This is a genomic window from Streptomyces sp. TP-A0356 (genome assembly GCF_001417775.1).
Classification (GTDB): domain Bacteria; phylum Actinomycetota; class Actinomycetes; order Streptomycetales; family Streptomycetaceae; genus Streptomyces.
This window is the reverse complement of record NZ_BBZJ01000017.1, coordinates 258,361-275,820: the sequence shown is the minus strand read 5'-3', so window position 1 is coordinate 275,820 and position 17,460 is coordinate 258,361. Positions and strand designations below refer to the sequence as shown.

General features: G+C 71.6%; 15 protein-coding genes. 5 read left to right on the top strand and 10 right to left on the bottom strand.

Going from position 1 to position 17,460, the window contains the following annotated elements; genetic code table 11:
* Positions 1-5 precede the first annotated feature (5 nt).
* The 6 genes from ASC56_RS14375 to ASC56_RS14350 form a co-directional block, all read right to left on the bottom strand.
* Entirely contained in the window at positions 6-938 is a 933-nt protein-coding gene (locus ASC56_RS14375; protein WP_055491761.1) for a branched-chain amino acid ABC transporter permease, read from the bottom strand.
* A gap of 113 nt (positions 939-1,051) precedes the next feature.
* Positions 1,052-2,281, bottom strand: a complete 1,230-nt coding sequence (locus ASC56_RS14370) for a branched-chain amino acid ABC transporter substrate-binding protein (RefSeq protein ID WP_055491760.1) — start codon at positions 2,279-2,281, stop codon at positions 1,052-1,054.
* A 287-nt stretch (positions 2,282-2,568) separates the two neighbouring features.
* Positions 2,569-3,186, bottom strand: a complete 618-nt coding sequence (locus tag ASC56_RS14365; RefSeq protein ID WP_055491759.1) for a hypothetical protein — start codon at positions 3,184-3,186, stop codon at positions 2,569-2,571.
* A complete protein-coding gene (locus ASC56_RS14360; protein WP_055491758.1) occupies positions 3,183-3,605 on the bottom strand; it encodes a hypothetical protein in 423 nt (140 codons plus the stop codon). Before ASC56_RS14360 ends, ASC56_RS14365 begins: the two co-directional genes overlap by 4 nt.
* A gap of 62 nt (positions 3,606-3,667) precedes the next feature.
* Positions 3,668-4,156 (bottom strand): hotdog fold thioesterase, encoded by a 489-nt coding sequence (locus ASC56_RS14355; RefSeq protein ID WP_055491757.1) that lies wholly within the window; start codon positions 4,154-4,156, stop codon positions 3,668-3,670.
* A 50-nt stretch (positions 4,157-4,206) separates the two neighbouring features.
* Positions 4,207-6,486 (bottom strand): FdhF/YdeP family oxidoreductase, encoded by a 2,280-nt coding sequence (locus tag ASC56_RS14350; RefSeq protein ID WP_055491932.1) that lies wholly within the window; start codon positions 6,484-6,486, stop codon positions 4,207-4,209.
* A gap of 145 nt (positions 6,487-6,631) precedes the next feature.
* Between ASC56_RS14350 and polA the strand changes: the two genes are divergently transcribed.
* On the top strand, positions 6,632-9,358 hold the full coding sequence (polA, locus tag ASC56_RS14345; RefSeq protein WP_055491756.1) for a DNA polymerase I: 2,727 nt from the start codon (positions 6,632-6,634) through the stop codon (positions 9,356-9,358).
* Here polA and ASC56_RS41885 read toward each other — a convergent pair.
* Positions 9,355-9,717 carry a hypothetical protein gene (locus ASC56_RS41885; RefSeq protein ID WP_055491755.1) on the bottom strand — a complete coding sequence of 121 codons (363 nt, stop codon included), beginning with the start codon at positions 9,715-9,717 and terminating at the stop codon, positions 9,355-9,357. The two genes, polA and ASC56_RS41885, sit on opposite strands and share 4 nt — an antisense overlap.
* Positions 9,718-9,961: 244 nt before the next feature.
* On the opposite strand from ASC56_RS41885, the gene ASC56_RS14335 reads away from it, so the two are divergent.
* Positions 9,962-10,435, top strand: coding sequence for a hypothetical protein (locus ASC56_RS14335; RefSeq protein WP_055491754.1), 474 nt, complete (start codon positions 9,962-9,964; stop codon positions 10,433-10,435).
* Here ASC56_RS14335 and ASC56_RS14330 read toward each other — a convergent pair.
* On the bottom strand, positions 10,362-11,216 hold the full coding sequence (locus tag ASC56_RS14330) for a DUF4184 family protein (RefSeq protein ID WP_055491753.1): 855 nt from the start codon (positions 11,214-11,216) through the stop codon (positions 10,362-10,364). The two genes, ASC56_RS14335 and ASC56_RS14330, sit on opposite strands and share 74 nt — an antisense overlap.
* Before the next feature lie 272 nt (positions 11,217-11,488).
* On the opposite strand from ASC56_RS14330, the gene ASC56_RS14325 reads away from it, so the two are divergent.
* From ASC56_RS14325 to ASC56_RS14320, 3 genes are all read left to right on the top strand, one after another.
* Positions 11,489-13,213, top strand: coding sequence for a lytic transglycosylase domain-containing protein (locus ASC56_RS14325; protein ID WP_055491752.1), 1,725 nt, complete (start codon positions 11,489-11,491; stop codon positions 13,211-13,213).
* Positions 13,214-13,358: 145 nt separating this feature from the next.
* Positions 13,359-13,493, top strand: a complete 135-nt coding sequence (locus ASC56_RS39665) for an SPW_0924 family protein (RefSeq protein ID WP_107309251.1) — start codon at positions 13,359-13,361, stop codon at positions 13,491-13,493.
* Positions 13,494-13,527: 34 nt separating this feature from the next.
* Entirely contained in the window at positions 13,528-14,520 is a 993-nt protein-coding gene (locus ASC56_RS14320) for a DUF3068 domain-containing protein (RefSeq protein ID WP_055491751.1), read from the top strand.
* Here ASC56_RS14320 and hrpB read toward each other — a convergent pair.
* Together hrpB and ASC56_RS14310 are read right to left on the bottom strand one after the other, a co-directional pair.
* A complete protein-coding gene (gene hrpB, locus ASC56_RS14315; RefSeq protein WP_055491750.1) occupies positions 14,510-17,029 on the bottom strand; it encodes an ATP-dependent helicase HrpB in 2,520 nt (839 codons plus the stop codon). The genes ASC56_RS14320 and hrpB overlap by 11 nt on opposite strands.
* Before the next feature lie 25 nt (positions 17,030-17,054).
* Positions 17,055-17,381, bottom strand: a complete 327-nt coding sequence (locus ASC56_RS14310) for a hypothetical protein (RefSeq protein ID WP_055491749.1) — start codon at positions 17,379-17,381, stop codon at positions 17,055-17,057.
* Between the last annotated feature and the right edge of the window lie 79 nt (positions 17,382-17,460).

The window sequence follows — 17,460 nt, the reverse complement described above, 5'->3', positions numbered from 1 at the left end:
CGGTGTCACGCCCTGTCCGCGACGCGCTCGCCGAGCAGGCCCTGGGGCCGGAACAGCAGCACGAGGATGAGGAGTACGAACGCCCAGACATCAGCCCAGGACTGGCTGCCGAACTTCTCCATGCCGGGAAGGTCGGCGATGTAGGCGGTGGCCAGGGTCTCGGCGATGCCGAGGACGACGCCGCCGATCATGGCTCCGTAGATGTTGCCGATGCCACCGAGGACGGCCGCGGTGAAGGCCTTCAGGCCGAGGATGAAGCCCATGCGGAACTCGATCTGACCGTACTTCAGACCGTAGGCGACGGCCCCGACCGCGGCGAAGGTGGCGCCCAGCGCGAAGGCGATCACGATGATGCGGTCGGTGTTGACACCCATGAGCTTGGCGGTGTCCGGGTCCTGGGCGGTGGCCTGCATACCGCGTCCGGTGCGAGTCTTCATGACGAAGTAGGCCAGGACGGCCATGCTGATGGGGGCCGCGGCGAGAAGGAAGATGTCACCGGTCTGGATGGTGACACTGCCGATGTGGAAGGGGCCTCCGCCGATCTGCGGGAAGGTGCGGGCGGACTTGGCGTCGGGGTACCAGGCCCAGACCGCCTGCTGCAGGGCGAGGGAGAGGCCGATGGCCGTGATGAGGGGGGCCAGGCGCGGCGCGTTGCGCAGAGGTCGGTAGGCGAACCGTTCCGCCCCCACGGCGACGATGACGGCGACCAGGATCGCGCCGATGAGCATCAGCGGCAGCGCGACCCACATGGAGGTGCCGTTGGGCAGGACGTACACATAGACCGTGAGGGCACCGAAGGCCCCGGTCATGAAGATCTCGCCGTGGGCGAAGTTGATGAGCTGGACGATGCCGTAGACCATTGTGTAGCCGATGGCGACCAGGCCGTACATGGATCCTAGTAGCAGGCCGTTGACCAGCTGCTGCGGCAGTTCGTTCACCGCATGTCCTCCGAGACTTTCGGATGTTCGACGAATGTGGCCGGATGCGAGTGCGCGCGGGGCGCCAGTGGAACAGCGCCCCGCGCGGCTCGTGGGTGGTGCGGGCTCGGGGGTCAGCCCGTGTAGGTACCGGACTGCACGGACTTCCAGGCACCGTTCTGCACGGCGTACACGGTGAGCTGCTTGTTGGTGGCGTCACCGTATTCGTCGAAGGAGACCTTGCCGGTCACACCGTCGAAGGAGACGTTCTGCATCGCGGCGGTGACCTTGGCGCGGGCGTCGGAGGGCAGCTTGCCGCCGTTGTCGTCGACGACCTTCTTCACGGCCTCGATGATCGCCCACGCGGAGTCGTAGGAGTAACCGCCGTAGGCGGCGTAGTCCTCCTTGTAGCCGGCGGCCTTGTAGTTGGCCACGAACTGCTTGGCCGAGTCGAGCTTCTCGACCGGGGCGCCGACCGAGGTGGCGAGGTCGCCGGTGCTGTCGCTGCCGGCCAGCTTGATGAATGTCGGGTCGAACATACCGTCGCCGCCGACGACCGGGATCTTGGCACCGGCGGCCTTGATCTGCTTGCTGAGCGGACCGGCCTGCGGGTACTCGCCGCCGTAGTAGACGACCTCGGCGCCGGAGTTCTTCACCTTGGTGGCGACCGCGGAGAAGTCCTTGGTGTCGGGGTTGATGTGCTCGGTGCCGGCGACCTGGCCGCCGAGCTTCTTGAACTCTTCGGTGAAGGTGGCGGCGAGGCCCGCGCCGTAGGTCTTCTTGTCGTCGATGACGAAGACCTTCTTCTTCTTGGCGGTGTTGTAGACGTACTGAGCGGCGAACGGGCCCTGGATGGCGTCCGTGGTCGCCGTGCGGTAGTACGACTTGTACGGACGGGCCTTCGTCTTCTGCCAGTTCGTGCCCTGGGTGAGGGCCGGGTTGGTGTTGGCGGGGGAGACCTCGACCAGCTTGGCGTCGTCGAAGACCTTCTGCATGGACTCGGCGACGGAGGAGTTCAGCGGGCCGACGGCGCCGAGGACGCTGTTGTCGGCCACGAGCTTGGTGGCGTTCTGCTGGCCCGAGGAGGGCTGCGCCTGGTCGTCGAGGGCCTCGATCTTGAAGGTGACGCCCTTGACGTAGTTCTGCTTGTTGGCGGTGTTGACGGCGAGGTCGACCGAGTTCTTGATGCCGAGGCCCAGCGCGGACAGGTCGCCGGTCAGCGGGGCGTCGACGCCGATGGTCACAGTGGTGCCACCGCTGCTGCCGGACGAGCCCTTGTCGCCGCTTCGCGAGCCGCAGGCGGTGAGGGTCAGTGCTCCCGCCGCCAGCGCGGCGGTGATGGCGATGAGCGAACGTTGACGCACGATCAGTCCTTTCCCTGGCACGGCCCTCCCCCCTGGAAGTGGCCGAGTCGAACGCTGGGCCGAAGTGACTTTCCGACCGCGCGGTGACTGGCCGTGACTCTAAGCGTGTGTGGGGAACGTGGAGGAGAGTCTGACCAAGGCTGTGACGCTCTTGTTATGACACGAGGTAATGCAGAGCGGTACTGGCTGGGTGGAACAGCGGAATTCAGGTCGATTCGCCCGGTCCACATAGTGAGAACCTGCAGGACGTACGCCGCCGTGTTCAGGCGTCTCGACTGTTTTGGTGATTACCTGGAACCGTTGCTGCAGGCTACTTGCAGGGCTTGAGAGAGATCCTGCGCATAGCGTGATCCGAGGATGAAACTCTGCTCCTGTATTGCGCGCGCATTACGCAGAGTTACGTCCAGGAAAGGGAGTCCGGCGCTTTCGGGCACCTTTCCGCATTCAGTCACATGCATGGTGATGGCAATCGTGCGGACGGAGCCCGCGCTCGTGCGGAAGGGAGGACGGGGGGTCGAGGTCACGGAGAGCCCGGTGTAGGGCTGGGTTATCCGGGTCACGGTGACCGGCGGGCCGGACTGCACGCGCAGCGCCACCGCGAAGCTGAAGCTCCTGGCCGGAGCGTCCTCGGGCATGGCCCCGGAGTTCAGATAGGTGATGTCGACGACCTGCGAGGGGTACGGCGGGGCCGGGGGCGGCGGCTCCTGCGGCCGGGTGGCGTAGAGGTAGCCGCCGCCCGCGAGGAGGGCGGCGACGGCCGCGGCCACGAGGACGGCACGGCGGTGCAGGTCGTACAGCCCCGCGAGGCGTCCGCGCGGAGGGGTGAGGAGGAGCGAGACGTCCCGGTCCTGGACGTCCCCCGCGTGCGTGCCCTCGCCCGGCTCGACGGGACCGACGCCGCTCACTGCCACGGGCCCTTGCTCGGACCGCCCAGGCGGTACCAGTCGGCGCAGCCCCGGCGCGCCCTGCGGTCGATCAACTCGTCGGCAGCCCGGGCGCCTTGACGCTTCGTCTCGGCCCGTGCCGCGTCCACGACCGTCCGCAGGATCTCGTACTGCCCGTTGGACAGCCCCATCGACTGGTAGTCCCCGTAGGTGCCGCTGTCCAGCACCTTGCGCGACCAGTACGCGACCGCCCGAGCGCACAGCTCCTCGGGAGGCGTGGCCCGTGGCGGCGCCGGGGCGGAGACCGTTCGCCCCGTGCTCGACGCGTCCGTGGAGCCGGAGTTGACGCAGCCGGTCGCCAACCCACCCGTCAGCAGCACCAGTCCCGACCACAACCCGAGCACCGCCGACCCCGGCCGGGGGACTCCTCCCGTTCCCATGCCATGAAGCTAGGGCGCCGGGTGCCCGGGATCAACGGCGGTGCGGAAGTCGGCTTCGGGCCTCAGCCGGCCACGGGCACATGTGCCTCGTCGCCGGGGTTCACATCGCGCAGCAGACAGGTGAGGCGGGCGGTGCACACGCGCTTGCCCTCCTCGTCGCTGATCACGATCTCGTACGTCGCGGTGGAGCGCCCCCGGTGGACGGGGGTGGCGACTCCGGTGACCAGGCCCGAGCGCACCCCACGGTGGTGGGTGCAGTTCAGGTCCACGCCGACGGCGATCTTGGAGCTGCCGCCGTGCAGCATGGAGCCCACGGACCCGAGGGTCTCGGCGAGGACGGCGGAGGCGCCGCCGTGAAGCAGTCCGTACGGCTGGGTGTTGCCCTCCACCGGCATCGTGCCGACGACGCGCTCCGCGGAGGCCTCGACGATCTGGACGCCCATGCGGGTGCCCAGGTGCCCGGCGGAGAAGAGGGCGGGCAGGTCGACGCCGAGCGCGGCGTACTCCTCGACGACTTGCTGCGGGAACTTCACGGTGTGCTGCTCGCCCATGGGATACTGCTCCGTTCGTGGGTGTCACTCGGCCGTGGCTGAGCAAACGCTCAGTCGGTCGCCGATTGTTCCAGGCGGACCACGACGGACTTGCTCGCGGGGGTGTTGCTCGTGTCGGCGGTGGCGTCCAGCGGGACCAGGACGTTGGTCTCCGGGTAGTAGGCGGCCGCGCAGCCACGGGCGGTGGGGTAGTGCACGACGCGGAAACCGGGGGCCCGCCGCTCGACGCCGTCCTTCCACTCGCTGACCAGGTCGACGTAGGAGCCGTCCGCCACGTTCAGCGCGCGGGCGTCCTCGGGGTGGACGAGGACGACACGGCGGCCGTTCCTGATGCCGCGGTAACGGTCGTCGAGGCCGTAGATCGTGGTGTTGTACTGGTCGTGCGAGCGCAGGGTCTGCAGCAGGAGCCGGCCCTCCGGCAGCTCCGGGTACTCCACCGGGGCCGCCGTGAAGTTGGCCTTGCCGGTGGCGGTGGGGAAGCGGCGTTCGTCGCGGGGGGCATGGGGGAGGGCGAAGCCTCCGGGGCGGGCCACGCGCGCGTTGAAGTCCTCGAAGCCGGGGATCACGCGGGCGATACGGTCGCGGACGGCCGCGTAGTCCTTCTCGAACTCCTCCCACGGGACCTTGCTGTCGGCGCCGAGCACCCGGCGGGCGAGGCGGCACACGATGGCGGGCTCGGACAGCAGATGCCGGCTCGCGGGCTCCAGACGGCCGCGGGAGGCGTGCACCATGCCCATGGAGTCCTCGACGGTCACGAACTGCTCGCCGCTGCCCTGCAGGTCGCGCTCGGTGCGGCCGAGGGTGGGCAGGATCAGGGCACGCGCGCCGGTGACGGTGTGCGAGCGGTTCAGCTTCGTCGACACGTGCACGGTGAGGCGGGCGCGGCGCATGGCCGCCTCGGTGACCTCGGTGTCGGGCGACGCGGAGACGAAGTTGCCGCCCATCGCGAAGAACACCTTCGCCTCGCCGTCGCGCAGGGCGCGGATGGCCCGTACGACGTCGTAGCCGTGCTCGCGCGGCGGCGCGAACCCGAACTCCTTCTCCAGGGCGTCCAGGAAGGCGGGCGCGGGGCGCTCGAAGATGCCCATCGTGCGGTCGCCCTGCACGTTCGAGTGACCGCGTACCGGGCACACGCCCGCGCCGGGACGGCCGATGTTGCCGCGCAGCAGCAGGAAGTTGACGACTTCGCGGATGGTCGGGACGGCGTGCTTGTGCTGGGTGAGGCCCATCGCCCAGCACACGATGGTGCGCTCGGAGGCAAGGACCATGCGGAGGGCCTGTTCGATCTGTTCGCGCGTGAGGCCGGTCGCCGCGAGGGTCTCGTCCCAGTCGGCGGCGCGGGCGGCCTCGGCGAACTCCTCGAAGCCATGGGTGTGTTCGCGGACGAACTCCTCGTCGACCGCGCCGTCCGTCTCCAGGACCAGCTTGTTCAGGAGGCGGAAGAGAGCCTGGTCGCCTCCGATGCGGATCTGCAGGAACAGATCGGTCAGGGCGGCACCCTTGAGCATGCCCTGGGGGGTCTGCGGGTTCTTGAAGCGCTCCAGGCCCGCTTCGGGAAGCGGGTTGACGCTGATGATCCGCGCGCCGTTCGCCTTGGCCCTCTCCAGGGCCGAGAGCATCCGCGGGTGGTTGGTGCCGGGGTTCTGCCCGGCCACGATGACCAGGTCCGCCTTGTGGAAGTCGTCCAGCAGGACACTGCCCTTGCCGATGCCGATCGTCTCGGAGAGCGCGGAGCCGGACGACTCGTGGCACATGTTGGAACAGTCGGGCAGGTTGTTGGTGCCCAGCTCACGGGCGAAGAGCTGGTAGAGGAAGGCGGCCTCGTTGCTGGTGCGGCCCGAGGTGTAGAAGACGGCCTCGTCGGGGGAGCCGAGCGCGCTGATCTCCTCGGCGATGATGTCGAAGGCGCGCTCCCAGGCGACCGGCTCGTAGTGATCTCCCCCTTCGGGGAGGTACATGGGATGCGTCAGCCGTCCCTGCTGGCCCAGCCAGTAGCCGCTGCGGGTCGCGAGGTCGGCCACCGGATGCGCGGCGAAGAACTCCGGGGTGACCCGGCGCAGGGTGGCCTCCTCGGCGACCGCCTTCGCGCCGTTCTCACAGAACTCCGCCGTGTGCCGGTGGTCGGGCTCCGGCCAGGCGCAGCCCGGGCAGTCGAAGCCGTTCTTCTGGTTGACGCGCAGCAGCGTCAGCGCCGTGCGCCGGACCCCCATCTGCTGCTGGGCGATGCGCAGGGTGTGGCCGATGGCGGGCAGCCCCGCCGCCGCGTGCTTCGGTTCGCCGACCTGTGGCGCGTCCTGGACCGGGTCGCCCGTGGGCGGCTTGCTGGCCATCTCGGCCCTCCCCTTCGCGTACACCTGTGAGGTACGTCTCCGATCCTCGCACGCGCCGCCGACAACGCCGCCGCCCGGGCCGGGACTGCTCCTGCCCGGGCCCGGAGGGCTTCCGCTGTCAGTGGGGCGTGGCAGGATCGGGGACGTGGCAGAGACAGCATCGAAGAAGACCGAGAAGACCTCCGGCGGCGGCCGTCCGCGGCTGATGCTCATGGACGGGCACTCACTGGCCTACCGCGCGTTCTTCGCGTTGCCCGCGGAGAACTTCACGACCGCGACGGGCCAGCCGACGAACGCGATCTACGGCTTCGCGTCGATGCTGGCGAACACGCTGCGCGACGAGGCGCCCACGCACTTCGCGGTGGCGTTCGACGTCTCCCGCAAGACCTGGCGCTCCGAGGAGTTCACGGAGTACAAGGCGAACCGGTCTAAGACCCCGGACGAGTTCAAGGGCCAGGTGGAGCTGATCGGCGAGCTGCTGGACGCAATGCACGCCCACCGCTTCGCGATCGAGGGGTACGAGGCGGACGACGTGATCGCCACGCTCGCCACCCAGGCCGAGGCCGAGGGCTTCGAGGTGCTGATCGTCACGGGCGACCGCGACTCCTTCCAGCTGGTCAGCGAGCACACCACGGTGCTGTACCCGACCAAGGGCGTCTCGGAGCTGACCCGGTTCACTCCGGAGAAGGTGTTCGACAAGTACGGGCTGACGCCGGCGCAGTACCCGGACTTCGCTGCGCTGCGCGGCGACCCGTCGGACAACCTGCCGGGCATCCCGGGCGTCGGGGAGAAGACGGCCGCGAAGTGGATCAACCAGTTCGGTTCGTTCGCGGAGCTGGTCGAGCGCGTCGACGAGGTCAAGGGCAAGGCCGGGCAGAACCTGCGCGACCACCTGGAGTCGGTGAAGCTGAACCGCCGGCTCACGGAGCTGGAGCGGCGCGTGGAGCTGCCCAAGGCGGTCACCGACCTGGGGCGGGCGCCCTACGACCGCAAGGCCGTCGCCCTGGTCCTGGACACCCTGGAGATCAGGAACCCCTCGCTGCGCGAGCGGCTCTTCGCCGTCGACCCCGGGGCCGAGGAGACCGAGGCGACACCGGTCGCGGCGGCCGGCGTCGAGCTGGACGGCGCGGTGCTGGGAGCGGGCGAGCTGAAGCCGTGGCTCGCCGAGCACGGTGAGCAGCTCCTGGGTGTGACCACGGTCGACTCGTGGGGACTGGGCGCGGGCGCGGTGGCCGAGGTCGCGCTCGCCGCGGCCGACGGGGCTGCGGCGTGGTTCGACCCGACGCAGCTGGACGAGGCGGACGAGCAGGCGTTCGCGCAGTGGCTCGCCGACCCCGGCAGGCCCAAGGTGCTGCACAACGCCAAGGGCGCCATGCGGGTTCTGCCCGAGCACGGCTGGTCCCTGGACGGCGTGGTCATGGACACGGCGCTCGCGGCGTATCTGGTCAAGCCGGGCCGCCGCTCCTTCGCGCTGGACGCTCTGTCGCTGGAGTACCTGGGCCGGGAGCTGGCACCCGCGGCCACGGCCGACGGGCAGCTCGCGTTCGGTGCGGACGACGGCGCCGAGGCCGAGGCGCTGATGATCCAGGCCCGCGCCATCCTCGACCTCGGCCAGGCGTTCGAGGAGAAGCTGCAGGAGGTCGGTGCTGCGGATCTGCTGCGCGGCATGGAGCTGCCCACCTCCGCGCTGCTGGCCCGCATGGAGCGGCACGGCATCGCCGCGGACCGCACGCACCTGGAAGCCATGGAGCAGATGTTCGCGGGCGCCGTCCAGCAGGCGGTGAAGGAGGCGTACGCGGCGGCGGGGCACGAGTTCAACCTGGGCTCGCCCAAGCAGCTTCAGGAGGTCCTCTTCGGTGAGCTGGGCCTGCCGAGGACGAAGAAGACGAAGACGGGCTACACGACCGACGCGGACGCGCTGGCCTGGCTGGCGACCCAGACGGACAACGAACTGCCGGTGATCATGCTGCGTCACCGTGAGCAGGCGAAGCTGCGGGTGACTGTCGAGGGCCTGATCAAGACGATCGCCGCCGACGGCCGGATCCACACCACCTTCAACCAGACGGTCGCGGCGACGGGCCGCCTGTCGTCGACGGACCCGAACCTGCAGAACATCCCGGTGCGGACGGACGAGGGCAGGGCGATCCGCCGGGGCTTCGTGGTGGGCGAGGGCTTCGAGTCGCTCATGACCGCGGACTACAGCCAGATCGAGCTGCGCGTGATGGCGCACCTGTCGGAGGACGAGGGCCTGATCGAGGCCTTCACGTCCGGAGAGGACCTGCACACCACGGTGGCCTCCCAGGTGTTCGGGGTCGGTCGCGACGCGGTGGACGCGGAGATGCGGCGCAAGATCAAGGCGATGTCGTACGGCCTGGCGTACGGTCTGTCGGCGTTCGGCCTCTCCCAGCAGCTGAACATCGAGGCGGCGGAGGCCCGTGCCCTGATGGACACGTACTTCGAGCGCTTCGGCGGAGTACGGGACTATCTGCGCCGTGTGGTGGACGAGGCGCGGGCCACCGGCTACACGGAGACGCTCTTCGGCCGCCGTCGCTATCTCCCCGACCTGAACAGCGACAACCGTCAGCGCCGGGAGATGGCGGAGCGGATGGCGCTGAACGCCCCGATCCAGGGCACCGCCGCGGACATCGTCAAGATCGCCATGCTGAACGTGGACCGTGCCCTGCGCGAGGCCGACCTCAGCTCCCGCATCCTCCTCCAGGTCCACGACGAAATCGTCCTGGAGATCGCCCCGGGCGAGCGGCAGAAGACCGAGGAACTGGTCCGCCGTGAGATGGCGGGCGCGGTGCAGCTGAGGGCGCCCCTGGACGTATCGGTGGGAGCCGGCGGCGACTGGGAGTCGGCGGCGCACTAGCCTTCGGCGGTGGGCTGGCCTTCGGGGGTGGGCTGGCCTTCGGGGGTGGGCTGGCCTTCGGGGGTGGGCTGGCCTTCGGGGGTGGGCTGGCCTTCGGGGGTGCGCTGGTCTTCGGGGGTGCGCTGGTCTTCGGGGGTGCGCTGGTCTTCGGCGGTGCGCTGGTCTTCGGCGGTGCGCTGGCCTTCCGGGGTGGGCTGGCCTTCGGGGGTGGGCTGCCCTTCCGGGGTGGGCTGGCCTTCGGGGGTGGGCTGGCCTTCGGCGGCGCACTGGCCTTCGGCGGTGGGCTGGCCTTCCGGGGTGGGCTGGCCTTCCGGGGTGCGCTGGCCTTCGGGGGTGGGCTGGTCTTCGGCGGTCGGCACGCCTGCTGGGGGACGCCACCCCGACGGCCTCGCCGCGCGGTCCAGCGGTGCCAACCCCGGCCCATGCGTGGGCCACGGTTCCCTGGCCCGGCCGGCCTGCCGAGCAGTGCGGCCCCGGTCGCCCGCAGAGCAGGCAGGCGGCGGCCGGGGCGTACCCCGGTTCGGCTCAGCCCCGGTGGGGGCCATCACTCGGGCGGCCCCCATGGAAACGCCTCTCCGGCGAGGCCGGCGTCAGGATTCCGCCATGGGTATAGGTCCGCTCACGCGCCGCACGGCAACCCGCGCGGCCGTCGTGCTCGCCGGGCTGCTTCCCCCGCTGCCGGCCCACGCGCTCGGCGCGAGCACCGCCCGTCTGGCCGCCGCGTCCCTCCCCGTGCGCACCTCCGCGCTCGCCGTCCGCGTGGCCCGGGACATCCGGAGCGTCACCACCGCGGTGGCCTCCCGCCTCCGCTCCCTCCCCCTCCCCCTGCTCCTGCCGCGCCGCTCCGGCCCGTCCTGCGCCCTCGCCGGACACCGCCAGGAGGACCCCACGGGCGCCGAGGCGACCGCACGGCTCCACGCCGCGCTCACCCTGGCCCGGGAACTGCTCAGCGGACTCGCCGCCCGCCACCGCCCCCGTTTCCTGACCCGCCCCGCGGAGCCCGTCAGCGGGACGCGGACCGGCTCGGTTCCATACAAGCGCATGCCGGATCGGCCACCGCCGGACGCCACGCCCTGACACCGGCCGCGTACAGCGTCAGCCCGAGCACGAGACCGGCACCGGCGCCGAAGCAGACCGGCGGGATCACATCCCACGGCTTCGCGATCGTCCCCCAGTAGGCCCACCAGCGCGACGCCCGCTGCACCGCCCCCGCCGCCGCGCAGCCGCCGATCATCGCCCCCGCCAGCCAACGGTCGGCCCACGACAGCACCGGCACCCGCGCCACCGCGGCGGAACCGGCCGGCATCCGCCGCAGCAGAACCGCCACGAACAGCGCGATCACCACGGCCGCCACCGCCGAACTCCCGTACTGCAGATACGTGTACAGCGGGGCACCCGGCAGCTGCCGCTTGAGCACCGGGAACACCCGCACCCCCCACCGGTCCAGATGTGTGAACGCGTCCCACACGACATGCGTCAGCGCGCCCAGCACCGCCGACACGTACCACCGGGAGACCAGCGGAAGCGAGACTTCCCGCCGTGGCGTGCCACAACGCACCAGGGCCGCCACCCGACCCTGTCCCGCCCGCGGCAGCAGCGCCACCAGCGGCTCCCGCAGCACCAGCCACACGCCGACCAGGGCCCATGCGATGAGTACGTCGACCGTGAAGACCCCGGCGAGCGAGTGGGTGACGGCACCGAAGGCCATCGCCCGGGACGCCGCGCTCGCCGCGAAATAGGTCATGTCGGGCGCGAACGACCCCGCGACGAGGACCGCGGGCACCAGCCGCCCGCGCCCCGACCCGTCCCCGCGCACGGCGGGCAGTACGGCCGCGGCATGGCTGAGGGTGAACGGCACATCGGCTCCCGCGGCAGTCGCTGTCCGGGCACAACCACCCGGCGATCGCAGACGTCCAGTATGAGGGACGCATGAAACAGGTGAGGCGAACCGCGCGGCTTCTGCGTCCAGCCGAAGCGTGTATGACCAACTGGTGAAAATCGGGCACCAACGGGTGCCGGGGCGATGGAAGTTGTCGTAGGGTCACCTGGTCGCCACGCCGGGGCGCGTGGTCCAACACAAGTGGCACCACAACAGCACATACAGGGTCGTCCACGGGAGGGACTCACTCAATGGCGGCGCATTTCGGCAGGAGGTTGCGCAAGGGAGCGGCAACCACCGCTGTGGCCGCGGCCGCGGTCGCTGCTCTGACCGCGTCCCAGCCTCCGGGGACGACCGGCGACGACCAGGGCGGACAGACCACCGGTGCCCAGGCCACGCCCGACGCCACCGCCAACGGCAACGGTGGCGACACCGCCACCGGCAACAGCGGCTACTACACCGACCTCCCGCCGCTCAACAGCCCCACCGAGTCGTCCGGCCCGAGTGCCGGCCCCACCACCGGCGCCCCCGGCACGGGGCAGGCGGGCATTCCCGCCACCGTCCTCGACGCCTACACGAAGGCCGCGGCCGAACTCCGGCAGTCCAAGCCGGGCTGCAACCTGCCCTGGCAACTCCTCGCCGCCATCGGCCAGGTCGAGTCGGGCCAGGCCGGCGGCGGCCAGGTCGACGCGCACGGCACGACGTACTCGAAGATCCTCGGCCCGGTCCTCAACGGCAACGGCTTCGCGGCGATCAAGGACACCGACCACGGTCTCTACGACGGCGACACCACCTACGACCGAGCGGTCGGCCCCATGCAGTTCATCCCGTCCACCTGGGCGTGGGCGGGCCGAGACGGCAACGGCGACGGCGTCAAGGACCCCAACAACGTCTATGACGCCGCCCTCGCCGCCGGCTACTACCTCTGCCGTTCCGACCGGGACCTGTCGGTCCAGGCCGACATGAACGCGGCGATCCTCGGCTACAACAACTCGCAGGACTATCTGAACACCGTTCTGTCCTGGTACGAGTACTACCGCAAGGGCACCCACTCGATCCCGAACGGCACGGGCACGCCGCCCTCGCACCGCAGCGACGACAACTCCGGCGCGAACCCGACTCCCACCCCGACACCGCCGACGACCCAGAAGCCCGGCACCCACAAGCCGGAGGGCGGCGGTACCACCAGCCCCGGCCCGACCCCGCCGACGCCCGGCACGACGACCCCTCCGCCCACGCCCACGCCCACGGACACGGTGGACCACCTGGCGGACGGCGGCACCGCCAACCTGTCGGCCCGGACGGGCGACACATTCGCCCAGAAGATCGTGGTGACGGCCGTGACCAAGGACGGCAAGGCCGTGCCGAAGGTCCGCGTGCGGTTCATGATCACCGGCGGTACGGACGCCACCTTCACGGGCGGCGAAACCGTGGCGACCGTCGTCACCGATGCTGCGGGCAAGGCCACGGCGCCCGCGCTGGTCGCCGGCCAGAAGACCGGGGACTTCAAGATCCGGGCCCTCGTCGTGGGCCGTACGGTCACCGGCCTGGACTACCCGGCCACTGTCACCGAACGCCAGGCCGACACCCTTGCCCGCACCAGCGACACCCCCCTGACCTGCACTCCGGGCGGCGAGTTCGCCGACCAGGTCGAGGTGAAGGCCGTGTACAAGGGCGCCGTCGCGGACGGTGTCGCGGCCACCGCGACCCTCGTCAAGTCGGCCGACGACCCGGCCGTGAACGACAAGGGCCCCTACTTCAAGGACGCGGACGGCAAGCCCGTACGCACACTCACGGGTCTCACGACCGACGCCAAGGGCCTGCTGAAGCTCCCGAAGCTGTACGCCGACGACACGACCGGCACGTTCCTGCTGCGCATCAGCACCGCGGGCGGCGCCACCCTGACGATCGAACTGAAGGTCGCGGCGGCCACCTCACCGGCGAGCCCCAGCCCCAGCCCCAGTCCCAGCGCGTAGGGCCGCGGCAGGCCCGCGTACGACCACGGCGCCCCTCCACCGCGGAGGGGCGCCGCCGTCGTACGCGCGACTGTTCTCATCTCGCGCGCCCGTTGCTACGGTGCCGGACCTGACGACACATCAGCTCCGGCTCCGGGAGGCCCGCATGCGTGCCCTCGTCGCCGCCGTGATCGGTCTCGTCGCGGCGCTCGCCCTGGTGTTCACCATGACGGCCATGGGCTCGCCGTCCGGTGGCACCTCACCGAAACCGCTGCTGACGACGGTGCCCACGCACCCGTGACCCTACGAGCCGTCCGTCCGGGAGGGAGGCCGAGATGCGCCGCAGGGCCGGCCTGATCCTGCTCGCCTTCGCCGTGTTCTTCACGGCGCTGTCCCCGCTGACGCGCTGGTACGCCTTCCCCCGCCTGGCCAAGGTCCCCGCGAACCAGTATCAGGACATGGTCCTGCAGGCGCGGAACGCCAACCTCCTCGACTACGGCACCATGAAGTCCCGCACGGTCCCCCAGGTCACCATCGTGCAGACCCTGAAGGGCAACGTGGAGGCCGCGAAGAGGATCGAGAAGACGGCCGGCCGTGATGTGGTGGTCTGGGACGGCCTCTCCTATGTGCAGGGCCCCGACGGCAAGATGGTGTCCCGCATCCCCGAGCGCTACATCTTCGACGCGCACAGCCAGGAACCCGTCCATGCCACCGGCGAGATGGTCGACGGCGACCCCGTCCGGCGCGACGGCATCGAGTTCAAGTGGCCGTTCCTGACGGAGAAGCGGGACTACGAGTACTTCGACGCGCAGGCGCGCGTCACGGCCCCCATCCACTACAGGGGCACCCAGGACTTCCGGGGGGTGAAGGTCTACTACTTCGAACAGAACATCCCCTGGACCAAGGTCCCCTTCCCCCGGACCATGCCCGTGCAGGGCATCACCCCCGAGTCGGTCGCGAAGACCGGCACCACCCGCTGGTACACCACGGTCCGCAAGTTCTGGGTGGAGCCCCTGACCGGAGCGCCCGTCTACGGCGAGGAGATCCACCAGGAGGAGCTGCGCGGCGGCACGCTCCTGGGGGGCCGCGACAAGGTCACGGCGTTCGCGGGGCACGTGAAGATGCGGGAGGACTACATCAGGTCCACGGTCGCCCTCGTCAAGCACAACCGCCTGCTGATCCAGCTGCTGACGTCCACTCTGCCGTGGGGCTTCCTCTTCCTCGGCGTCTGTCTGCTGTCGCTCTCCCTCTGTCTGGAGGTGCGGGGGCGCCGCCCGGACGATCCGGCGGCCGGCGAGGAGGTGGAGCCGGAGGCGGTCACCGCCTGAGCCGCGCGTTCGTGTGCCGGGTCGGCTCGGCACCGGCCGGGTCCTCGGGCCAGGGGTGCTTGGGGTAGCGGCCCCGCAGCTCGGCCCGCACGGCCCGGTAGCCGTCCCGCCAGAAGGAGCCGAGATCGGCGGTGACGGCGGCGGGCCGCCCGGCCGGGGAGAGCAGATGCACGAGCACGGGTACACCGGCGATCTCGGGCGACTCCTGGAGCCCGAACATCTCCTGCAGCTTGACGGCGAGGACGGGCCGCTCGGGGTCGGCATAGTCGATCCGGACCCTGGACCCACTCGGCACGGCGATCCGCTCGGGAGCCAGGTCGTCGAGGCGAGCGGCGTCCCCGGTGGACCACGGCAGCAGCCGGGCGAGGGCCTGCCCGGCGTCGATCCGCGCCAGGTCGGCGCGCCGCCGGGCACGGCCCAGCTCGGGCTCCAGCCACTCGTCCACGCGCGCGTGGAGCGCGTCGTCGGAGACGTCCGGCCAGGGCTCACCCAGGTGCAGCCGCAGAAAGGCCAGCCGCCGGCGCAGGACGCGGGCCTCCGGGGACCACCGCAGCAGACCGAACCCCTCCTCCCTCAGCCCTTCCAGCAGGGCTTCCCGTACGAGACCGGGGGCGGGGTCCCGCAGCGGCCGGACCGCCAGCTCGACGGCCCCGAGCCGCTCGACGCCCCGGGCGACGACCTCCCCTCCGGCCCAGTGGACCTCGTCCCCCTCGGCACGCAGCGCGGCGGCCGACCGCCGCGCCACGTCCTCGTCCACCACGGCGGCGAGCCTCACGCGCGCGTGCCCGGCTCCGACGGGCCGGTCGGCGACGGCGACCGCGAGCCACGGGGCACCGCGCAGCCTCGATCCGTCCCCCGGCTCGGCCCGCGTGCCGTTCACCATGAGGTACGAACCGCCGTCGGCCCGCGCGAGCCGCTCGGGGAAGGCCAGGGCGGCGACGAGACCGGCCACTTGATCGTCCTGCGCATGCGCCGGCCTCGCCGTGCTGCCGGAGGGGTCTCCGACCGCGGACCGCAGCCGACGCGCCTCGTCCCGCCAGCGGGCCGCGTACGCGTCGCCCCCGCGCCGGGCCGCCCGCCACGCCGCCGCCAGGTCGTCCCCGTACTCCCGCGGCGGCTCCTCGCTCAGCAGGGCGACCACCTCGGCGGCCCGGTCCGCGCCGACCTCCCCGCCCGCGTCCAGCAGGGCCCGGGCCAGCCGCGGATGCAGACCCAGCCGGGACATCCGTACGCCCCGTTCCGTGGCCCTGCCCGCCGGGTCCACCGCGCCGACAGCCGCCAGGACCGACCGCGCGGCCGCCATCGCACCGGCCGGAGGCGCGTCCAGGAGCGCCAGCCCGGACGCGTCCGGGTCGCCCCAGCACGCCGCCTGCAGCGCGAACGCCGTCAGATCGGCCAGCCTGATCTCCGGCGCAGGGAAGCGGGGCAGCCGCGCGTCCTCCGTCTCCGTCCAGCAGCGGTACACCCGGCCCGGTGCCTCACGCCCGGCCCGGCCCGCGCGCTGCCGTCCCGCCGCCTGCGAGGCCCGTACCGTCGTCAGCGCGCTCAGCCCGCGCGCATGGTCCACCCGAGGCTCCCGCGCCAGCCCGGAGTCGACGACCACCCGCACCCCGGGCACGGTCAGTGACGACTCGGCGACGGCCGTCGCCAGCACCACCCGTCGACCGGTCCCGGGGGCCAGCACCGCGTCCTGCACGGCCGCCGGAGCCCGCCCGTGCACCTGGAGCACCTCGACGTCCCCCAGGTCCCCCAGCTGTCCCGCCACGCGCGCGATCTCTGAGACGCCGGGCAGGAAGCACAGCACGTCCCCCTCGCACTCGGCGAGCGCCCGCCGCACCACCGACGCCACATGCGCCAGCAGCGCCGGATCGACGCGCAGCCCGTGCGGCGGCCGTACGGGACGAGCGGGCGGCGCCCACACCACCTCCACGGCATGCGACACGCCCTCCGCCTCGACCACGGGAGCCCCGCCCAGCAACCCGGCCCAGCCCTCCGCGTCCGTCGTCGCGGACGCCGCCACCAGGCGCAGCTCGGGCCGCAGCGCCTGACGTACGTCGAGCAGGAACGCGGCGACCGTGTCGGCGTCCAGGTGCCGCTCGTGGCACTCGTCGAGCACGACCACGTCGACGCCCGCCAACTCCTGGTCCCGTTGCAGCCGCTGCAGCAGCACCCCGGTGGTGACGACCTCCACGCGCGCGTGCCGCCTCATCACCCGCTCCCCGCGCACGGTGTACCCGACGCTCTCGCCGGGCCTCTCGCCCAGTAGCCAGGCCATCCGCCGCGCCGCGGCCCGCGCGGCGATCCGCCGCGGCTCGGCGACGACCACGTGGCGCGCCGGCCCACCCCCGACGAGCCCGACGAGCCCGGCGAGCACCAGCGGCACGAGCGTCGTCTTGCCGGTGCCGGGCGGCGCGCACAGCACCGCGGCACCGTGCTCCTCCAGCGCGCCGCGCAGCGCGGGGACGGCGGAGCGGACGGGAAGGCGGTCGAGGACGTCGTGGCGGATCACCGCACCAGTGTTCCAGGCGGTCCCGTCAGGGGAGGAAGGCGTGGTGGCACCGTCGGCAGAGCCGCTTCCTGTGCCAGTCGGCCCGCCGACTGGCAGCCTGGGCCACCTTGTCGCGCAGCGACACCAGCCAGAAGCCGCCCCCGGCCAGCCCGACGAACCCCAGCCACGCATCGGAGACGACCAGCGCGCAGCCCAGGGTCAGCAGCCCGAGCGGCGCCGCCCACCGCTCGTCCTCCAGCGCCGGAGGGGCGAGGTGCGGTGCCTCGGCCCGCGCCTGGGGCGACAGCGTCCTCCAGTGCGCGCCGAGCCTCGTGGTCCTGTCGCCGCGGTGGCAGACCGGGCAGACGCGCATGCGCGTACCCCCCAACGCCTGGCACTGAGGACTGCAGCCTTGAGGGCGACGTGTCGACTCATCGGTTCCTGCCCTGCCC